Consider the following 19,934-nt stretch of genomic DNA (forward strand, 5'->3'; position numbering starts at 1 on the left):
TCTTTGCCACCGCTCACAGCCAACGGCGAAGTGGTTACTTTCTATTCTTACAAGGGTGGGACGGGTCGCACGATGGCCTTGTCCAATCTGGCGGTATTGCTTGCAAGACAGCAAAATGCCACCACCCCGGTATTGATGATCGATTGGGACATGGAAGCGCCCGGCCTGCATCATTACTTCGAGCATGGCGAGGAGCGACCCGGCGTGCTGGAATTGTTCGAAGCTTGCCGCGAGCAACTACATCGGCGCCGCAAGGGGGCCGACGTGCTCGACGACGAGGAACTGGCGCACGAAGTGCTGGCGGCGGTCGGATGGGAGCAGTACGTCAGCCGGGTCGACCAGAGCAGCCAGTTGTACCTGATGCGCGCCGGCCGTTTCGACGATAGCTACGGCGAGCGGCTGGCGGCGATGCATTGGGACGATCTGTTCGACCGCTGCCCGGCGCTTTTCCGTTGCTTCGCCGACAAGCTCTCGCGCCACTTTCGTTACGTGCTGGTCGATTCGCGCACCGGCCGCACGGACACCGCCGGCATCTGCACCACTTTGCTGCCGCGCAAACTGGTGGTGGTGTTCACGCCCAACCGCCAGAGCCTGGAAGGGGTGCAGGCGCTGGTGACCCGCGCCACGGCTTACCGGCGCAGTCATGAGGATGAACAGCGGCCGCTGCTGGTCTACCCGCTGCCGTCGCGCATCGAAATGGGCGACAGCACGCAGCGCTCCCAATGGCGGCGCGGCGACCCGCAACATCATATAGTGGGCTACCAGCCGATCTTCGAGCGGCTGATGTGCGAGTGCTACGGCATGCAGCATGTGTCGCTGGACAGCTATTTCGACGAAGTCCAGCTGCAACAGACCCGCACCTTCGCCTACGGCGAGCAACTGGCGGTGCGGATGGACCAGGGCGGCGACCGTTTTTCGCTGACGCGCACCTTCGAGGCCTTCCTCGACTGGCTCGGCGCCGGCTATTTCCCGTGGCAGTCGAGCCGCGAAATCCATCTGCTGTCTGCCATCGAAGAGGCGCGGCAGGCGCTGGGGGAGGGCGGCGCCCGCGCCTTGTCGCAGCCGCTGGCGCGCGACCTCAACCTGCTGGGCGAGCTGTACCGCCGTGAAGGCAAGCTGCGCCAGGCGCTGGCCTGTTTCGAGGAAAGCCTGGGGCTGCGACAGCGGGGCATGGGCGACGACCATGTGGACACGCTGGTTAGTAAAAGCAATTTGGCCGCCGTGCTGCGCCAACAGGGGCGCCTTGACGAGGCGCAGTTCCTCGAAGAGTGCGTCGTCGAGGCGCGCGAACGCCTGCTGGGGGCGGAGCATCTCGACACGCTGGCCGCGCGCGCCAATCTGGCCGCCACCCTGGCCGAGCAGGGCAAGGGCGCCGAGGCGATGGACATCCAGGATGGCGTGCTGGATGCTTACCTGCGCATGCTCGGCTCCGAGCATCTGCTGACCCTGTCCTGCAAGGCGGCCCGGGCCGACCTGCTGTTCCAGCGCAGCGACCTCGACCAAGCCCGGCGCGAGCAGGAGCAGGTGCTCGCCAAGCGCAAGCGCTTGCTGGGCGCCGAGCACGCCGACACCCTGCGCAGCAAGACGGCGCTGGCCTGCACCTTGCTCGCGCAGAACGAGCAAGAGGAAGCGAGGGTGTTGTTCGACAAGGTCCTGCAGGCGCAGCTACGCCGGCTGGGGCCGGATCACGCGGACACCCGCAGGACCATGGAATTGCTCGACCATGTGCAACCGGGCCGATACGGCGCGCAGCGCGGTTCGCTGCCGGACGGCGGGCGGGACGGCGGGCGGGACGACTTCGCGCCGGTGCGCGAATTGCACCAGGACGCGGCGATGGACGACTACGACGATGCGCTGGGGCTGGCGCCCAATCCGCGCGCCGCCATGTCCGTCACCAATCCGCGCCCGCGCGCCAGCGACGACCTGCTGACGCTCGACGAGCAGCTCGCCAGCGGCCGGCCGGCGTCGCGCTAGCGCAAATTTATCTGGTTGCGACCGGGTCAGGGCGCGCAGTCCGGGCGTTGCTTCAGGTAAAATCTCTGTATGAGAATCCTGATCAGTAATGACGACGGTTACCTTGCGCCGGGCATCAACGCCCTGGCAGCCGCGCTCGCGCCGATCGCCGACATCGTCGTCGTGGCGCCGGACAGCAACCGTTCGGGCTCGTCCAATTCGCTGTCGCTGGACCGGCCGTTGTCGGTGCAGCGGGCCGCCAATGGTTTCTATTTTGTCAATGGCACGCCGACCGACTGCGTGCACGTGGCGCTGACCGGCGTGCTCGACTACCGGCCCGACCTGGTCGTCTCCGGCATCAACAACGGCCCCAACATGGGCGACGACACGCTGTATTCCGGCACCGTGGCGGCCGCCACCGAGGCCTATCTGTTCGGCATTCCGGCCATCGCCTTTTCCCAGGGCGCGTTCGGCTGGGAGCACATCGACGACGCCGCCCGTCACGCGCGCGACATCATCGAGCGCTATTATGAAACGCTGCCGCGTCCGTATCTGCTCAACGTCAACATTCCCAACCGGCCCTATGCGCAGCTGACCCAGGTGGTCGCCACCCGGCTGGGCAAGCGCCACCAGTCGGAACCGGTGATCCGCTCGCAAGACCCGCGCGGCAAGGAAATTTTCTGGATCGGTCCGCCCGGCGCGACCAGGGACGCCGGCGAGGGCACCGACTTTTTTGCCTGCGCCAACGGTCGCACCTCGATCACGCCGCTGCAGGTCGATCTGACCCATAAAACGCAACTCGCGGCACTGGAAAAGGGCCTGGCATGAGCGACAAACCCCGGACCTTTCCGCTGCCGCTGTCGTCGGTAGTGGACAAGGGCGCCAAGAAGACCACCCTGTTCGCGCCGGTAGCCACGCCGCAGACGGCGACCCAGAACGCGGCGCGCCACGTGCCGCCGCAACACGGTTATCCCGGGCCGCGTCCGGTGGCGGTGCCGTCCAAGGCCCACAGTTACGCGATGGAGCGGGCCCAGCCGGTGGTGGCGCCGGCCCCGCGCCAGAACCCGCTGGTGTCGGACGCGGTGCGCCGCGCCATGGTGCAACGGGTGGCAAAGCAGGGCGTCAAGGACAACGTCGTGCTCGGCGCGCTCGAAAGCGTGCCGCGCCATATGTTCATGGAGGAGGCGCTGGCCTCCCAGGCCTACATCGACGCCTCGCTGCCGATCGGCCACCAGCAAACGATCTCCCAGCCGTATATCGTGGCCCGCATGATCGAGGTGATGCGCAACGGCGGCCAGCTCAAACGGGTGCTCGAGATCGGCACTGGTTGCGGTTATCAGGCGGCGGTGTTGTCAAGAGTGGCGCAAGAGGTTTATTCTATCGAGCGCATCAAGCCTCTGCATGAGCTCGCCAAGCACAACTTGCGGCCTCTGCGTGTGCCGAATCTACGGTTGCATTACGGAGATGGTATGCTTGGCCTGCCGCAAGCGGCGCCGTTCGATGGCATTATCCTGGCCGCGGCCGGTTTGGAGGTGCCGCAGGCATTGCTCGAACAGCTTGCCATCGGTGGCCGGCTGGTGGCGCCGGTCGGCGCCCGCGCGCAGCGTCTGGAACTGATTACACGCATCGGCAAGAAGGAATGGACCAGCGAAACGCTGGAAGATTGCCATTTCGTGCCATTGCGTCCGGGCACGGTGTGATCGCGGTGTGATCGCGGTGTGACCGCGGTGTGACCGCGGTGTGACCGTTGAGCTGTCCGCATTGCGTCCGTACGCATCAAACTGAAATTTAAGATGAGAATGACAACTAAAAGTAATGTGCTCGTACTGAGCTTGGTGCTCGCTTTTCTGAGCGCCTGCAGCACCACCCCGAACCAGGCCCCGGTGATCGACCGTCCGGTGTCGACCCCGCCAGTGAAATCCGCCACGCCGAGCGAAACGGCACAAGTGTCGCGCGACGAGCGTGGCCTGTACACGGTCAAAAAGGGCGATACCTTGATCCGCATCGCGCTCGAATACGGTCAGAACTACCGCGATCTGGTGACATGGAACAATCTGGCCAACCCGAACGACATCAAGGTCGACCAAGTGCTGCGCGTGCTGCCGCCGGACTCCGCCGGTAACGGCAGTGGCGTCGAGACGGCCGCCGTCGCCATGCCGCCGACCGACAAGACGCCGCCGCCGGCGCCGGTGGTCAAGAAGACCGGTCCGAAAGGCGAAAAGCGTCCGTACACCGACGCCACCCTGGCCGAGCTGCAACGCGCCGACAATGGCAAGGAGGTCGCCGCCAACGGCGCGGCTGCCCCTGCCACGCCGGCGACCCCGGCGGCGCCGGTGGTGCGTCCGCCGGCGGCCCCGGCCCCCGCACCAGCTGGCGCGGCCGCCGCCGACGACGAGAAACTGAGCTGGATGTGGCCGTCCGAAGGCAAAGTCATCGCCACCTTCGACGAGGGCAAGAACAAGGGCGTCGACATCGCCGGCAAGGCCGGCCAGCACGTCGTGGCGGCCGGGGCCGGAAAAGTCATGTATGCCGGTAGCGGCATCCGCGGTTATGGTAATCTCGTTATTGTGAAGCACAGTAATAGCTTGTTGTCGGCCTATGCCCATAACCGCAGCATCGTGGTCAAGGAAGGCCAGACCGTGACCAAGGGACAAATGATTGCCGAGATGGGCGATTCGGACGCCGACTCCGTCAAGCTGCACTTTGAAATACGGCAGCAGGGCAAACCGGTGGACCCGTCAAAATTCCTGCCTAACCGCTAGCTGAGCCATGAAACATACGCCGCACGACCCAATGGATGACGACTCGGCCCCGGAAGATTTCCAGGACGAGTCGAACGATGATGAAGTCATCGACACCATGGATGGTGCGGACGGCGCCGGGGACGGCGGGCACCTGCCCGAGGTGCCGGCGGTGCTGGAGGTCGACGAACTGAAAAAGGTCCTTGCGGCCGAGCTGTCGACCGACACCACCCAGCACTACCTGAACCAGATCGGCACCCGGCCGCTGTTGACGGCGCCGCAGGAAGTGCACTACGCCACCCTGGCCAAGGCCGGCGACTTCAGCGCCCGTCAGACCATGATCGAGCACAACCTCCGATTGGTCGTGTCGATCGCCAAGCACTACATCAATCGCGGCGTGGTGCTGCTCGACATGATCGAGGAGGGCAACATCGGCCTGATGCGCGCCATCGACAAGTTCGAGCCCGAGCGCGGCTTCCGCTTCTCGACCTACGCCACCTGGTGGATACGCCAGAGCATCGAGCGCGCCATCATGAACCAGGCCCGCACCGTGCGCCTGCCGGTGCACATGGTGCGCGAACTGAATCAAATCCTGCGCGGCAAATACCATCTGGAAGCCCAGCACCACAACGGCAAGGACGCCACCGCCGAGGACATCGCCGAGCTGGTCGGCCGCCCGGTGGAGGAGGTGCAGGACATCCTGGCGCTGTCCGAGCACGCCACCTCGCTCGACGCCCCGCTCGACAACGATCCGCAATCGTCGCTGATGGACATGCTGCCCGGCGACAGCGAGGACAGTCCCGACGCCCGCGCCGAGCACCACGAAATGACGGTGCTGATGCGCGACTGGCTGACCAAGCTGCCCGACAAGCAGCGTATCGTCATCATGCGCCGCTTCGGCCTGGACAATGACGATCCCGCGACGCTGGAAACCCTGGCCGAGGAAATGGGCGTCACCCGCGAGCGCGTGCGCCAGATCCAGCAGGAAGCGCTGATCAAACTCAAACGGGCCATGGCCGCGCGCGGCGTGGTGCGCGATTCGCTGCTGTAGCCGCTGTTGTAGCCGCTGTTGTAGCCTTTTCCCTCTCCCCGGTTTTCCCCACCCGCGTTCTGCTATCATATTGGCCCCGGCGCTGGCCCGGCCGCCGGTCGGCCGCCATTCTTTCTTTAAAATTAAATCTTATGCAAGATATTATCCTCGACATCAAATCGCTCGACATGGACGCCCGTGGCGTCGGCCATTTGCAGAATGAAGACGGCTCGCAGGGCAAGGTGGTGTTTGTCGAGGGCGCCCTGCCGGGTGAGAAGGTCAGTTTTTACACCTTCAAAAAGAAGAAGAACTGGGAAATGGCGCGCATGACCGAACTGCATCACGAGTCGCCGATGCGGGTCACGCCCAAGTGCAAGCATTTCGACTACTGCGGCGGCTGCTCCATGCAGCATCTGGAGCCGACCGCGCAGGTGGCCATCAAGCAGCGCGTGCTCGAAGACAACCTGCGCCACATCGGCAAGGTCAAGCCGCTGACGGTGATGCGGCCGATGTACGGCCCGACCTGGGGCTACCGCTACCGCGCACGGCTGTCGGTGCGCCACGTGGCCAAGAAGGGCACGGTGCTGGTCGGTTTCCACGAAAAGAAGTCGGTGTTCGTCGCCGACATCGACAGCTGCGAGATCCTGCCGCGCCACGTATCGGACCTGCTGCTGCCGCTGCGCGCGCTGATTGGTTCGCTGTCCTTGTACGACCAGGTGCCGCAGATCGAAGTGGCGATCGGCGAGGGCGTCACCGCGCTGGTGCTGCGCATCATGGCGCCGCTGACCAGGGACGACGAGGCCAAGCTGAAAGCCTTCGCCGACCTGCACACGATTCAATTCTGGCTGCAAACCAAGGGGCCGGAGACGGCCGCGCCGTTCTATCCGCTGGACGACGACCTGCATTACCTGCTGCCGGAATTCGGCATCAAAATGCCGTTCAAACCGGTCGATTTCACGCAGGTGAACCACTACATCAACCGCGTGCTGGTGGGCAAGGCGTTGCGCCTGCTGGAAGTTCAGCCGCAAGACCGCGTCGCCGATCTGTTTTGCGGCCTGGGCAACTTCACCTTGCCGCTGGCGACGCAGGCGCGCGAGGTGGTCGGCATCGAGGGCAGCACCACCTTGTCGGAGCGGGCGCTGGACAACGCCAAGGCCAACGGGCTGTCGGAGAAGACCACGTTCTACACGCGCAACCTGTTCGAGGTGACGGCCGACGATTTGATCGCGCTCGGCAAATTCGACCGCATGCTGATCGACCCGCCGCGCGACGGCGCCATGGCGCTGAGCGAGGCGCTGGTGGCGTTGAGCCAGACGCGCGCGGACCTGCTGCCGAAGCGCATCGTGTATGTATCGTGCAGCCCGTCGACCCTGGCGCGCGACGCCGGCATCCTGGTCAACGCCGGCTATGTGCTCGACAAGGCCGGCGTGGTCAACATGTTCCCGCACACGTCGCACGTGGAATCGATGGCGGTGTTTAATCTGGCGTAATGTGCAGGGATGTATCGTAATGTTTATTTTGTAATGTTATTGACTTTGCCGTAGCCGTTTGCAACACTGGACTGATTCCACATAGCATCCGGAGTTGGCATGCGCCTTCTGTCCCGTCTTATCGGCATGGCTGCTTTCTGCAGCCTGCCGCTCGCCGTTTTCGCCCAAACCACCATCACCTCGTTTTCGCCAACAGGCACCGTCAAAGGCGTGCGCCAGGTGGTGGCGCGCTTCAGCGCACCCATGGTTCCGCTGGGCGATATGCGCCTGGCCGATCCCTTCACCGTCGATTGCCCGGAGCAGGGCAAGGGGCGCTGGATCGACGGTCAAAACTGGAGCTACGATTTCGACAGGGACCTGCCGGCCGGCGTGGCCTGCCGCTTCACCGCCAGGGGCGACGTCAAGGACCTGGGCGGCAAGCCGCTGTCCGGCGAGCGCGCCTTCGGTTTCGACACCGGCGGTCCCGCCATCGTCGAATCGCTGCCGTATGAAGGCAGCAACCGCATCGACGAACAGCAGATCTTCGTGCTCGGTCTCGACGCCCCGGCCAGCGACGCCACCGTCGCCGCCAACGCCTGGTGCCGCGCCGACGGCGTGCATGAAAAGATCGGCGTGCGCATCCTCGCCGGCGCCGAGCGCCAGAAGATCCTCGATTTGCGCAAGGACTTCGCCAACCGCTATCTGTCGCTGTACTTCAAGGCGCGCGGCGTGGTGTGGCGCGCGACGACGACGGTGCGCAGCAACCGGATCGAGAAGCTGCCCATCGTGGTGCTGCAATGCCAGCGGCCCTTGCCGGCGGAAGCCAACGTGGCGCTGGTCTGGGGCGCCGGCATCGCCGCCGACAGCGGCATCGTCACCGGCCAGGCGCAAACGCTGGCGTTCAAGACGCGGCCCGACTTCACCGCCAAACTCAGTTGCGAGCGGCTTGCCGTCAAGGGCGGCTGCATCCCCTTCCTGCCGCTGCAATTGCAGTTCTCCGCGCCGGTGCGCGCGGCCGATGCGTTGGCCGTCAGGGTGATCGCGCCGGGCGGTAAAGTCTTCAAGCCGCAACTGGACAAATACGATGCCAAGGCCGACGATGTCGCGCATTTGACCATCCCCGGGCCGTTCCCGGAAAACGCCAAATTGATGCTGTCGCTGCCGCCTGCGCTGAAGGACGACGCCGGCCGCCCGCTGATCAATCAACGGCGCTTCCCCATGGCGGTGCAGACCGCCGCGCAGCCGCCGCTGGTCAAGTTCCCGGCGCGCTTCGGCATCATCGAATCGAAGGGCGACCGCCTGCTGCCTGTCACCGTGCGTAATATCGAAGCCAACGTGGCCGGCCTGAAAACCGCGATCGAGGGCGCGTCCCTGCGCGTCAACGACGCCGGCACGCAGGAGCAGCAGGACCAGCAAATCATCTCCTGGCTCAAGCGCATGAGCTATAGCGGCAGCTGGCAACCGGGCGAACTGGGTGGGGATGCCTTGTACAAGCCCCTGCTGGCCGGCGCCGGCGGCGCCACGGCTGTGCAGCGCTTCACCATGCCCAAGCCGGGTGGCCGGCAGGCCTTCGAGGTGGTCGGCATCCCGTTGCGCAAGCCGGGTTTTTACGTGGTGGAACTGGCCAGCCCGCGACTGGGCGCGGCCTTGTCCGGCAAGCGCGAGACGGCCTACGTCAGTTCGGCCGCGCTGGTGACCAATCTGGTGGCGCACTTCAAGCGCGGCGCGCAGTCGTCGCTGGTGTGGGTGACGTCGCTCGACAAGGGCAAGCCGGTGCCGCAGGCGCAGGTGTCGGTGCGCGATTGCGCCGGCAAGCAGGTGTGGCAGGGCGTCACCAACGGCGATGGCGTGGCGCGCATCCAGCAGGAGCTGGCGGAGAGCGCGTGCGAGCCGCGCGGCGGCTTCTTTGTCAGCGCGCGCAGCGGCGGCGACATGACGTTCACCTTGTCCGATTGGGATCGCGGCATCGAGAACTGGCGCTTCAACCTGCCGACCGAAGGCGAAGGGGCCGACAACGTCATCGCCGCCACGGTATTCGACCGCACTTTGCTGCGCGCCGGCGAGACGGTGCATATGAAGCACTTCCTGCGCCGCCACGTGGAGCAGGGGATTGCGCTGGTCGGCGCGAACGATAAACTGCGCAAGCAGCGGGCCGCCTACGATACCCACCAGCTGACGGCCGAGGAGCGCAAGGCGCAGCCGTCGAGCATTTTCCTGGTCCACGAGGGCAGCGAACAACGCTACGAGTTGCCGATCGCCTGGAGTGCCAACGCCACCGCCGCCAACGACTGGGCCATTCCCGCCGACGCCAAGCAGGGCTGGTATCAGATGATGCTGGGCGGCCGCGTGGCCGGACGCTTCCGCGTCGAGCAGTTCCGGGTGCCGACCATGAAGGCCCTGCTGCAAGGACCGAAGACGCCCGCCGTGCAAGCCACGTCGGTCGACCTGGACGTGCAACTGAGTTACCTGTCCGGCGGTGGCGCCGGCGGCGCGCCGGTGCAATTACGCACGGTGGTGCAGGACAAGCAGGTGAGCTTCGAGGACTACGAGAACTTCACCTTCAGCAGCGGCGACGTCAAGCTCGGCGTCGAGCGCCAGTCGGGAGGCTTCGACGAGGACGAGGGCGTGTTCGACGAAGGCGGCGAGGGCGCCACCGAAGGCGCGGCGACCGGCTTCAAGACGCGCAACCTGACCCTGGACAAGGCCGGCGGCACCCGCGTCACGCTCGACCAGCTGCCCGCAGCCACGGTTCCGCACGAATTGATGGCGGAGATGTCCTATCAGGACGCCAACGGCGAGACCCTGTCGGTGGCCACGCGCATTCCCCTGTGGCCGTCAAACTATGTGATCGGCATCCAGCCCGATGGCTGGGTGATGAGCAAGGACGCGCTCAAGTTCCAGGTGGTGGTGCTGGACTTGCAAGGCAAGCCGGTGGCCGACGCGCCGGTGTCGGTCGACTTCTTCCAGCGGAATTCGTACGCCCACCGCAGGCGCTTGATCGGCGGCTTCTACGCCTACGAGAACAGTAGCGAAGTCAAAGCCATGGGCGCCGCCTGCGAAGGCCGCACCGATACCAAGGGACTGCTGATCTGCCAGGTCAAGGCGCCGGCGTCGGGTAACCTGATTCTGCGCGCGCAAACCCGCGACGGTGGACAGCACGTGGCCATGACCAACCGCGAGATGTGGGTCGCCGACGGCGACGACTGGTGGTTCAGCGCCACCGACAACGACCGCATCGACCTGCTGCCGGAGAAAAAACGCTACGAGCCGGGCGACACCGCCAGCTTCCAGGTGCGCATGCCGTTCCGCGAAGCGACCGCGCTGGTGACGGTGGAGCGCGAAGGCGTCATCGACACTTACGTGCGGCCGCTGACCGCGAGCGAGCCGGTGTTCACGATCCCGGTCAAGAAGGCGTACGCGCCGAACGTCTACGTCTCGGCGCTGGTGGTGCGCGGGCGCGTGGCGAGCGTGCAGCCGACCGCGCTGGTCGATCTGGGCAAGCCCGCCTACAAGCTGGGGATCGCGCCGCTGCGCGTGGGCTGGTCCGCCAATGAGCTGAAGGTGCAGGTAACGTCCGACAAGCAGGTCTACAAGGTGCGCGACAAGGCCGCCGTCAAAGTGAAGGTGACGCGCGCCGATGGCTCGGCGCCGCCGGCCGGCGCCGAGGTGGCGCTGGCGGCGGTCGATGTCGGCCTGCTGGAACTGATGCCCAACGCCAGCTGGGATCTGCTGGAGACGATGATGCAGCAGCGTAGTTTGCAGGTGCAGACCGCGACCGCGCAAATGCAGGTGGTCGGCAAGCGCCACTTCGGCCGCAAGGCCGTGCCGCACGGCGGTGGCGGCGGCAAGGGCGGCGGCCGCGAACTGTTCGACACGCTGCTGTTCTGGAAGGCGCGCGTGACGCTCGACGCCAACGGCGAGGCCTCGGTGGAGGTGCCGATCAACGATTCGCTGACGGCTTTCCGCATCGTCGCCATCGCCAACGCGCAGGCCGATTTGTTCGGCACCGGCCGCACGGAGGTGCGCAGCTCGCAGGATCTGATCCTGCTATCGGGCTTGCCAGCGGTGGTGCGCGAGGGCGACCGCTTCCGCGCCGGCTTCACCTTGCGCAATACGACCGATGCCGCCGTCAAAGTCACGCTGGGGGCGACCGCCGCCGGCAAGGCGTTGGCGCAGCAGCAGGTGGCGCTGGAAGCCGGAGAAGCGCGTGACGTCGGCTGGGATTACCTGGTGCCGCTGGGCGCGCAGTCGCTGGCCTGGGACGTCAGCGCAAGCATCGCTGGTGCGGCTGATGCCCCGGCTTCGCGCGACCGCCTGAAGGTCAAGCAGAAAGTCGTGGCGGCGGTGTCGTTGCGCACCACGCAGGCGACCTTGCTTCAGCTGGATCGCAAGCAAAGCATTCCGGTCAAGCTGCCGGAGGACGCCTTGCCGGGTCGTGGCGGCGTGCAGACGCAATTCGCCACCACGCTGGGCGGCGACATGCCCGGCGTGCGCGATTACATGAGCGCCTATCCTTACCGCTGCTTCGAGCAGGTGGCGTCGCGCGCGATCGCGCTGCACGATCCCGCCATGTGGCAGTCGGCGGTGGAGACGCTGCCGGCGCATCTGGATGCGAATGGCCTGGTCAAGTATTTCGCCGGCATGCAGTCGGGCAGCGACAGCCTGACCGCCTATGTGCTCTCGGTTTCGGACGAAGCCGGCTACGACATCCCGCCGGAGCTGAAGGCGCGCATGGAGTCCGGGCTGCTGGCCTTCGTGCAGGGTAAGGTGACGTTGTATTCGGCGCTGCCGACGGCCGATCTGGCGGTGCGCAAGATCGCCGCGCTGGAGGCGCTGTCGCGCTCAAGCGGAATCAAGGCCAGCGAGCTCGAATCGTTCACGATCGCGCCAAATTTGTGGCCGACGTCGGCCGTCATCGACTGGTATCTGATCCTGCGCCGCTCCGATAAGCTGCCGCGGCGCGCCGAACGGTTGGCCAACGCGGAACAGATTTTGCGTTCGCGCCTGAACCTCCAGGGCACGACGATGGGCTTCTCGACCGAACGCACCGACGACTGGTGGTGGCTGATGGCGTCCGCCGACAGCAACGCCAACCGGCTGTTGCTGGCGATGGCCGACAATCCCGCCTGGCGCGACGACATGGGCCGATTGGCGCGCGGCGCCCTAGGACGGCAACGCGCCGGACGCTGGGGTACGACCGTGGCCAACGCCTGGGGCGTGCTGGCGCTGGACCGCTTCGCACACAAGTTCGAGAGCCAGAAGGTGACCGGCACCGCCAGCGCGACCCTTGGACAGGCCAGCAAGAGCATCGCCTTCGGCGGCGACGCCAGCGGCGGCAAGGCCATGCTGCCATGGCCGCGCGGCGGCAGCGGCAACCTGGAACTCGATCACGCCGGCACCGGCAAGCCGTGGGTGACTTTACAGACCGTGGCGGCGGTGCCGCTCAAGGCGCCGCTGTCGAGCGGCTACAAGATCGCCAAGACCATCACGCCGGTCGAACAGGCGGTCAAGGGCGAGTGGTCGCGCGGCGATGTGTATCGGGTGCGGCTCGATCTGGAAGCGCAGTCGGACATGACCTGGGTGGTGGTGGACGATCCGATCCCGGCCAGCGCCACGGTGCTCGGTTCGGGATTGGGCCGCGATTCGGCCTTGCTGGACGCGGGCAACCGCCGCACCGGCTGGGTCGAACCTGCGTTCGAGGAGCGCACCTTCGAGGGCTTCCATTCGTTCTACCAGTTCGTACCGAAGGGGAAATGGAGCGTCGAGTACACAGTGCGGCTGAATAATGCCGGTCAGTTCAATCTGCCGCCGACGCGTGTTGAAGCGATGTACAGTCCGGAGATGTTCGGCGAGTCGCCGAACGCGCCGTTGAGGGTGAAATGAAAGGTGAAGTGAGATCGATCCTGCTGGTCACGCTGGCGCTGGCCGGCGCTGCGCATGCCGCCGGTCCGCAGGCGGCACAGACGCAGGACGTGCCGACGCCGGAGCAGGTGCGCGCCGACTACCGTTCGTCCGAGGCGGCGCTGCTGGACCGCCACGGCGAACCGGTGCAGTCGCTGCGCATCGACATGACGGTGCGCCGTCTGCCGTGGGTGGAGCTGAAGGATATCTCGCCCGCGCTGCCGGGGGCGATCTTGCAGGCGGAGGACCAGCGTTTCTATCAACACGATGGGGTGGACTGGAGTGCCGCCGCCAAGGCGGCCTGGGATAACCTGTTCCGCAGCCGTCCGCGCGGAGCGTCGACCATCACCATGCAATTGGCCGCGCTGCTGCATCCGGATCTGCGACCGAGCGCCAAGGGCCGCAGCTGGGGCCAGAAGTGGGACCAGATCAAGGCCGCGCGCCAGCTCGACGCCACCTGGAGCAAGCAGCAAATTATCGAGGCCTACCTGAACCTGGTGTCGTATCGCGGCGAGCTGCAAGGCGTTGGCGCGGCGTCGCGCATCCTGTTCGGCAAGGCGCCATCGGGCCTGAACCAGTCAGAGTCGGTGATACTCGCCAGCCTGCTGCGCGGGCCGTCGGCATCGCCCAAGACCGTCTCGCAGCGTGCCTGCGCATTGGGGCGCGAACTGAAGATGCCCGCAACCTGCAGCGACATCGAGCTGCGCATCCTGGTCGCGTTGGGGCGTCCGCAGTTGGCGGTCGATTTGCCGCCGGCGCCGCAGGTGGCGCAGCAGCTGTTGACCGGTGGCGGGCAGTCGGTCCGCAGCACCCTGGACGGGGAATTGCAGCGGTATGCGCAGACCGTCCTGCGCCAGCAATTGATGTCGCTTCAAGGTCGTAACGTCGACGATGGCGCGGTGGTGGTGCTCGACAACGCCAGCGGCGACATCCTCGCCTACGTTGGCAATGCCGGCGACGGCGAGGTCGATGGCGTGGCGGCGTTGCGGCAGGCCGGGTCGACGCTGAAACCATTTCTGTACGAGCTGGCGATCGAGCGCAAATTAATCACGGCCGCCTCGCTGATGGACGACACGGCGATCGATATCTCCACGCCGTCTGGACTGTACGTTCCGCAGAACTACGACAAGGATTTCAAGGGCTATGTCAGCGTGCGCACCAGCCTTGCCAGTTCGTTGAACGTGCCGGCCGTGCGTACCCTGGTGATGACGGGATTGGAGCGCTTCCACGAGCGGCTGCGCGACGTGGGGTTGAGCAGCTTGACCGAATCGGCCGATTTCTACGGCTATTCGCTGGCGCTGGGCTCCGCCGAAGTGTCGCTGCTGGAGTTGAGTAACGCCTACCGCGTGCTGGCCAATGGTGGGATGGCGGGGCCGGTGCGGCTGTCGTTGGCCGGTGCGGCGGGGCAGGCGCCGCGCCGTGTGCTCGATCCGAGCGCCAGCTTCATCGTCGGCGACATTTTGGCCGACCGGGGAGCGCGCAGCCTGACCTTCGGCTTGAAAAACGAACTGGCGACGACCTTCTGGAGCGCCGTCAAGACCGGCACCAGCAAGGACATGCGCGACAACTGGTGCGTGGGTTACACAGACCGCTACACGGTCGGCGTCTGGGTCGGCAATTTCGATGGCCAGCCCATGTGGGACGTCTCCGGGGTGACGGGGGCGGCGCCGGTGTGGCGCGATGTCGTCGATTATCTGCATCGCGGCCGGCCGAGCGGGGCGCCGAAAGCGCCGGCCGGCGTGGCGCGCCAGCAGATCGTGTATCAGCCGGCGCTGGAGACGGCGCGCGGCGAGTGGTTCCTGGCCGGGACGGAAAGCCCGGTCGTCGCGCTGGTCGGCGATGGGGGGAGGGCGCCGAAGATACTCTACCCTGGCGATACCGGGATTATCGCGCTCGATCCGGATATCCCGAAAAGTATCGAGCGGGTGTTTTTTCACGCTCAGGGCGGGCGAGGGCTGCGATGGCGGCTGGACGGCGCGGCACTGGGTGGGGCGGATCTGGACTACGCGTGGCACCCGGTGGCCGGCCAGCACGAGCTGGCGCTGGTCGATGATGAAGGCAAAGCCGTCGCCACGAACCGGTTCCAGGTGCGCGGCAACGCCGAGCGAGAACAAACTTCCACTGTTCCACGTAGGGCGGATTAGGCGGAACGCCGTAATCCGCCATCTTTGGGCCGCTGACTGCGCATGCATGGCGGATTACGCTGCGCTAATCCGCCCTACGTGGATCCGGTGGTCATTCGTGGTCCGCGGCCCCAGCGAGGAGGCGGCCCAATAAAAAAAGCCGGCACATGGCCGGCTTTTTGGATGCTGCTAACTGACGATCTTAATCGCGGCTACCGCCGGCGATACCCAGCAGCGACAACAGGCTGGTGAAGATGTTGTACACGTCGAGGTACAAACGCAAGGTGGCGCTGATATAGTTGGTCTCGCCGCCGTTGACGATCTGCTGCACGTCATACAGGATGTACGCGGAGAAAATCGCGATCGCCACCACCGAGATGACGATGCCCAGCGCCGGGATGTTCAGGAAGATGTTGGCCAGCGAAGCCAAAATCAGCACGATGACACCGGCGAACAGCCACGTGGCCATGCCCGAGAAGTCACGCTTGGACACCGTGGCAACTGTTGCCAGTACCGCGAACACCGACGCCGTACCGCCGAAGGCCGCCATGATCAGGAAGCCGCCGTTGGAGAAGCCCAGGATGCGCGACAACAAAGGCGTCAACATCAGACCCATGAAGAACGTGAAGCCCAGCAGCAGGGCCACGCCCACGCCGGATTCCTTGTTCTTTTCAATCGCCCAGATGAAACCGAAGGCGCCGGCCAGGAACACCAGGGCCATCAGACCGCCACCCAGCGGCAGGTGCAGGGACACGCCCAGCGCCGCGCCAAAGACGGTTGGGATCATCGACAGCGCGAGCAGCCAGTACGTATTGCGCAGCACGTTGTGCTGTACGGCACGGCGACTGCCTGCTGACAGATCGTAAGTTTTTTCCATATTAATCATAGTGCCTCCCTGAAGTGATTCGATTTACTGCTTGTTAAAAGCATAGCACGTACTAGCCAAAATACCCAAAAACATGTACCAAAAGCACTTAATCCGGGCTTAAACACACGGATCCGCGTCAAAACAGGGATTTTTCGCCCCGGAATGGGGCGTTAGCTTGCCCGCTGACATCCTTATCTGGTGCCCTTGCTCGGAATGTGGGGTGTTCTATGGTAAAATCAAAGGTTGATTGAGCTATCAATTTTGTTTTAAACCTTTCTTTTTATTGGAGTTTTTCAAATGGCAATCGAACGCACCCTGTCGATCATCAAACCAGACGCAGTTGCAAAAAACGTTATCGGCCAAATCTACAGCCGTTTCGAAGGCGCTGGCCTGAAGATCGTTGCTGCTCAAATGAAGCAGCTGTCGCGTGAAGAGGCTGAAGGTTTCTACGCTGCGCACAAAGAGCGCGGCTTCTTCAAAGACCTGGTCGACTTCATGGTCTCGGGCCCAGTCATGATCCAGGCACTGGAAGGCGAAAACGCCGTCCTGAAAAACCGCGAACTGATGGGCGCCACCGATCCTAAGAAGGCAGAAAAAGGCACCATCCGTGCTGACTTCGCCGACTCGATCGACGCCAACGCCGTACACGGTTCCGACGCTGTCGAAGCCGCTGCAGTTGAAATTGCCTACTTCTTCGGCAAGTAATCTGCGGTAAGTAATTCGTGTAATTCCCCGTTTCCGCCTCCGCGCGGAAACGGAGCTTTTTAGAACTGTTTTGAAACTGACTATGAACGCACCTCTGACCAACTTGCTGGACTTCGATCCCGCGCAGCTCATCGCTTATTGCGCCGAGTTGGGGGAGAAGCCGTTCCGCGCGAAGCAACTGCAACGCTGGATCCATCAATTCGGCGCGTCGGACTTCGACGCCATGACCGATCTGGCCAAGTCGCTGCGCGACAAACTGAAAACCCGCGCCCACGTCACCGCGCCCGCCATCATCAGCGACCACACGTCCACCGACGGCACGCGCAAATGGCTGGTCGACGTCGGCAACGGCAACGCGGTCGAAACCGTGTTCATCCCGGAAGAAAATCGTGGCACCCTGTGCATTTCCACGCAGGCCGGCTGCGCCGTCAACTGCCGCTTCTGCTCGACGGGCAAGCAAGGCTTCAGCCGCAACCTCAGCGTGGGCGAGATCATCGGCCAGCTGTGGATGGCCGAGTTCGAACTGCGCCGCACCAAGGGCATCGAGCCCGGTCCGAAAGGCGAGCGCCAGATCACCAACGTCGTCATGATGGGCATGGGCGAGCCGCTGCTGAACTTCGAGCCGACCGCCACCGCCCTCAAGCTGATGCTCGACGATAACGCCTACGGTCTGTCGCGCCGCCGCGTCACCTTGTCGACTTCCGGCGTGGTGCCGATGATGGACAAGCTGTCGCAGGAAGTGCCGGTGGCGCTGGCCGTATCGCTGCACGCGTCCAACGACGAGCTGCGCAGCAGCCTGATCCCGCTGAACAAAAAGTATCCGCTCAAGGAACTGATGGCCGCCTGCAAGCGCTATCTGGAATTCGCCCCGCGCGACTTCATCACCTTCGAATACTGCATGCTCGACGGCGTCAACGACTCCGACGAGAACGCCCGCGAACTGATCGCGCTGGTGCAGGACCGCCAGTTCGGCGTCAACTGCAAATTCAACCTGATCCCGTTCAATCCGTTCCCGGAATCGGGCCTGCTGCGCTCGAAGAACCCGCGCATCAAGGCCTTCGCCCAGATCCTGGTCGACGCCGGCATCGTCACCACCATCCGCAAGACGCGCGGCGACGATATCGACGCCGCCTGCGGCCAGCTGGCCGGCGAAGTCCAGGACCGCACCAAGGTGGCGCAGCGGATGGAAAAGATGGCCGAGTACCAGCAAAAGTTCGGCGCCAATTTCGGCAAGATCGTGGAGATCACTTCCTGATGACGCTCCTGGCGCAGCGTAGCCGGCGGCTTGTCGCGCTCGGGTTGATCCCGGCGCTGGCGGGGACGTTGGCCGGCTGCGCCTCGGGGCCGGAACGCGGCAACAGCGGCCAGGCCGAGCTGACCACCGCGTCGGACCAGACCAGCGCCCAGCGCAAGGTCGAGATCCGCATGCAGCTGGCGGTCGGGTACTACGAGCAGGGCCAGTACCCGTTCGCGCTCGACGAGGTCAAGATGGCGCTGCTGGCCGATCCGCAGTACGCCGACGCCTATGGCATGCGCGGCCTGATTTACCAGGCCATGGGAGAGAACGGCTTGGCCGAGGATAACTTTGTCCGCGCGCGCAAACTCGCGCCGGGCAATCCGGATCTGGCCAACAATTATGGTTCTTTCCTGTGCCAGAACGGCCGGGTGGCGGAGGCGATGCCACTGTTCGATACGGCGCTGGGCAACCGCAGCTATCGTTCGCCGGCGTCGGCCGCGAACAACGCCGGGTCCTGCGCGCTGAAGACCAAGGATTACGCCAGCGCGGAGCGTTATCTGCTGCAAGCCTTGCAGTTGACGCCCGACCTGCCGGCCACCAACGCCAATCTGGCGCGGGTATATTTTGAAAAGCGCGATTATGTGCGCGCCAATTTCTTCATTACCCGTCTGAACAAGGTGGCAAAGATGGAGAGCCTGACGGCCGATGTGCTGTGGCTCGGGATTAAGGTGCAGCATAAGGTGGGCGACAAGGGGGCTGAAGATGGTTGGGCGACGCAATTGCGCCGCCTCCACCCCGGCTCGACCGAATATGCTGCTTATCAACGTGGGGCGTTTGATGAGTGAGACAGGGATACCAATGAATTCAGAGTGGGCAGAACCGCCGAAAAAAGACCAGGGCAGCACCAGCCTGGCCACGCCCGGAGCACAACTGGCCGCCCAGCGCGAAGCGATGGGCATGTCGGTGGAACAGATCGCCGACCAGCTCAAGCTGGCGCCGCGCCAGGTCGTCGCGCTTGAAACGGGCGACTACGCCTCCTTGCCGAACATGGCGGTGGTGCGTGGTTTCGTCCGCGCCTACGCCAAGGTCGTCAAGCTGGACCCGACGCCGCTGGTGGCGATGATCGCGGTGATCTCGCCGACCAGCCCCGAGGCCGCGCCGCCGCGCACCCAACGGGCCGCCGAGTTTTCGGAGTCACGCTTCCCGCTGATGACCGACCGTTCGTCCGGCCGTGGCGGCTGGATCGTGGGCGCCGTGGTGGTGGCCGCCGCGTTGATCGGCGGCGGTGTGTACGCCTACCAGAGCGGGTTGATCTCGACCTCGATGTTCGAGCGCGCCAGCGGTGATTCCGCCGCCAGCGCCGTGACCGAGCTGCCCAAGCCGATCGATTCGACCATGCCGCTGGAGACCACCCTGGTCAAGCCGGGCCAGGAAACGGCGCCGCTGCAGTCGCCGAACGTGCCGCTGATTTCGGTGCCGCCGCCAGGCACGTCGACCAACCCGGCCGACGCCGCGAGCGCGCCTGCGGGCAGCGCCACCGCGCCAGCTGGCGCGACGACCACCACCACCACCACCACGCCAGCGACCGGCGCGCCGGCCGCGCAGGTGCTGCCGCCGGCAGCCGCTCCGGCCGCCGCCACCGGCACCCAGTTGGTGCTGGAAGTGACGGCCGATTCGTGGGTGGAGATTCGCCGTCCGGGCACCAAGCCGCTGATTTCGCGTCTGGTCAAGGCCGGCAGCACCGAGACCTTCGACATCAAGGATCCGGCGCTGCTGATCGTCGGCAAGCCGGATGGCGTGAAAGCGACCTTGGGCGGCGCGCCATTGGCGCTGCCACCGGTCGCCGGCGGGACGATCTCCCGCGTGAATATCAAGTAAATTGAGTCATTAATTAGCCAGCACGAGCA

The 19,934-nt window shown here is 64.9% G+C and carries 13 protein-coding genes; 12 read left to right on the plus strand and 1 reads right to left on the minus strand.

Features of this window, described 5'->3' with window-relative positions:
- Positions 1 to 72 precede the first annotated feature (72 nt).
- The 8 genes from NHH73_10035 (at position 73) to pbpC (ending at position 15,238) form a co-directional block, all read left to right on the plus strand.
- Entirely contained in the window at positions 73 to 1,974 is a 1,902-nt protein-coding gene (locus NHH73_10035) for a tetratricopeptide repeat protein (protein ID USX28593.1), read from the plus strand.
- A 69-nt stretch (positions 1,975 to 2,043) separates the two neighbouring features.
- On the plus strand, positions 2,044 to 2,781 hold the full coding sequence (gene surE / locus NHH73_10040; protein ID USX28594.1) for a 5'/3'-nucleotidase SurE: 738 nt from the start codon (positions 2,044 to 2,046) through the stop codon (positions 2,779 to 2,781).
- Positions 2,778 to 3,653, plus strand: a complete 876-nt coding sequence (locus NHH73_10045) for a protein-L-isoaspartate(D-aspartate) O-methyltransferase (protein ID USX28595.1) — start codon at positions 2,778 to 2,780, stop codon at positions 3,651 to 3,653. The genes surE and NHH73_10045 overlap by 4 nt, the downstream gene beginning before the upstream one ends.
- Before the next feature lie 99 nt (positions 3,654 to 3,752).
- Positions 3,753 to 4,715 carry a peptidoglycan DD-metalloendopeptidase family protein gene (locus tag NHH73_10050; protein USX28596.1) on the plus strand — a complete coding sequence of 321 codons (963 nt, stop codon included), beginning with the start codon at positions 3,753 to 3,755 and terminating at the stop codon, positions 4,713 to 4,715.
- Between the two features lie 7 nt (positions 4,716 to 4,722).
- Positions 4,723 to 5,745, plus strand: coding sequence for an RNA polymerase sigma factor RpoS (rpoS, locus tag NHH73_10055; protein ID USX28597.1), 1,023 nt, complete (start codon positions 4,723 to 4,725; stop codon positions 5,743 to 5,745).
- Between the two features lie 131 nt (positions 5,746 to 5,876).
- Positions 5,877 to 7,214, plus strand: a complete 1,338-nt coding sequence (rlmD, locus tag NHH73_10060; GenBank protein USX28598.1) for a 23S rRNA (uracil(1939)-C(5))-methyltransferase RlmD — start codon at positions 5,877 to 5,879, stop codon at positions 7,212 to 7,214.
- 99 nt (positions 7,215 to 7,313) lie between these two features.
- Positions 7,314 to 13,076, plus strand: coding sequence for an MG2 domain-containing protein (locus tag NHH73_10065; GenBank protein ID USX28599.1), 5,763 nt, complete (start codon positions 7,314 to 7,316; stop codon positions 13,074 to 13,076).
- Positions 13,073 to 15,238, plus strand: coding sequence for a penicillin-binding protein 1C (gene pbpC, locus NHH73_10070; GenBank protein ID USX28600.1), 2,166 nt, complete (start codon positions 13,073 to 13,075; stop codon positions 15,236 to 15,238). Before NHH73_10065 ends, pbpC begins: the two co-directional genes overlap by 4 nt.
- A gap of 181 nt (positions 15,239 to 15,419) precedes the next feature.
- On the opposite strand, the gene NHH73_10075 is transcribed toward pbpC, so the two are convergent.
- Positions 15,420 to 16,103, minus strand: coding sequence for a Bax inhibitor-1/YccA family protein (locus NHH73_10075; protein ID USX28601.1), 684 nt, complete (start codon positions 16,101 to 16,103; stop codon positions 15,420 to 15,422).
- A 279-nt stretch (positions 16,104 to 16,382) separates the two neighbouring features.
- Here NHH73_10075 and ndk point away from each other — a divergent pair, with 279 nt between their 5' ends.
- The 4 genes from ndk (at position 16,383) to NHH73_10095 (ending at position 19,905) form a co-directional block, all read left to right on the plus strand.
- Positions 16,383 to 16,790: a nucleoside-diphosphate kinase gene (gene ndk, locus NHH73_10080; protein ID USX28602.1), complete on the plus strand. Its 408-nt coding sequence runs from the start codon at positions 16,383 to 16,385 to the stop codon at positions 16,788 to 16,790.
- Between the two features lie 82 nt (positions 16,791 to 16,872).
- Positions 16,873 to 18,045, plus strand: coding sequence for a 23S rRNA (adenine(2503)-C(2))-methyltransferase RlmN (gene rlmN, locus NHH73_10085; GenBank protein ID USX28603.1), 1,173 nt, complete (start codon positions 16,873 to 16,875; stop codon positions 18,043 to 18,045).
- A complete protein-coding gene (pilW, locus tag NHH73_10090) occupies positions 18,045 to 18,872 on the plus strand; it encodes a type IV pilus biogenesis/stability protein PilW (GenBank protein USX28604.1) in 828 nt (275 codons plus the stop codon). The genes rlmN and pilW overlap by 1 nt, the downstream gene beginning before the upstream one ends.
- A gap of 13 nt (positions 18,873 to 18,885) precedes the next feature.
- Positions 18,886 to 19,905 carry a DUF4115 domain-containing protein gene (locus tag NHH73_10095; protein USX28605.1) on the plus strand — a complete coding sequence of 340 codons (1,020 nt, stop codon included), beginning with the start codon at positions 18,886 to 18,888 and terminating at the stop codon, positions 19,903 to 19,905.
- Positions 19,906 to 19,934 lie beyond the last annotated feature (29 nt).

The sequence above is a fragment of the Oxalobacteraceae bacterium OTU3CINTB1 genome (assembly GCA_024123955.1).
GTDB lineage: Bacteria > Pseudomonadota > Gammaproteobacteria > Burkholderiales > Burkholderiaceae_D > Rugamonas.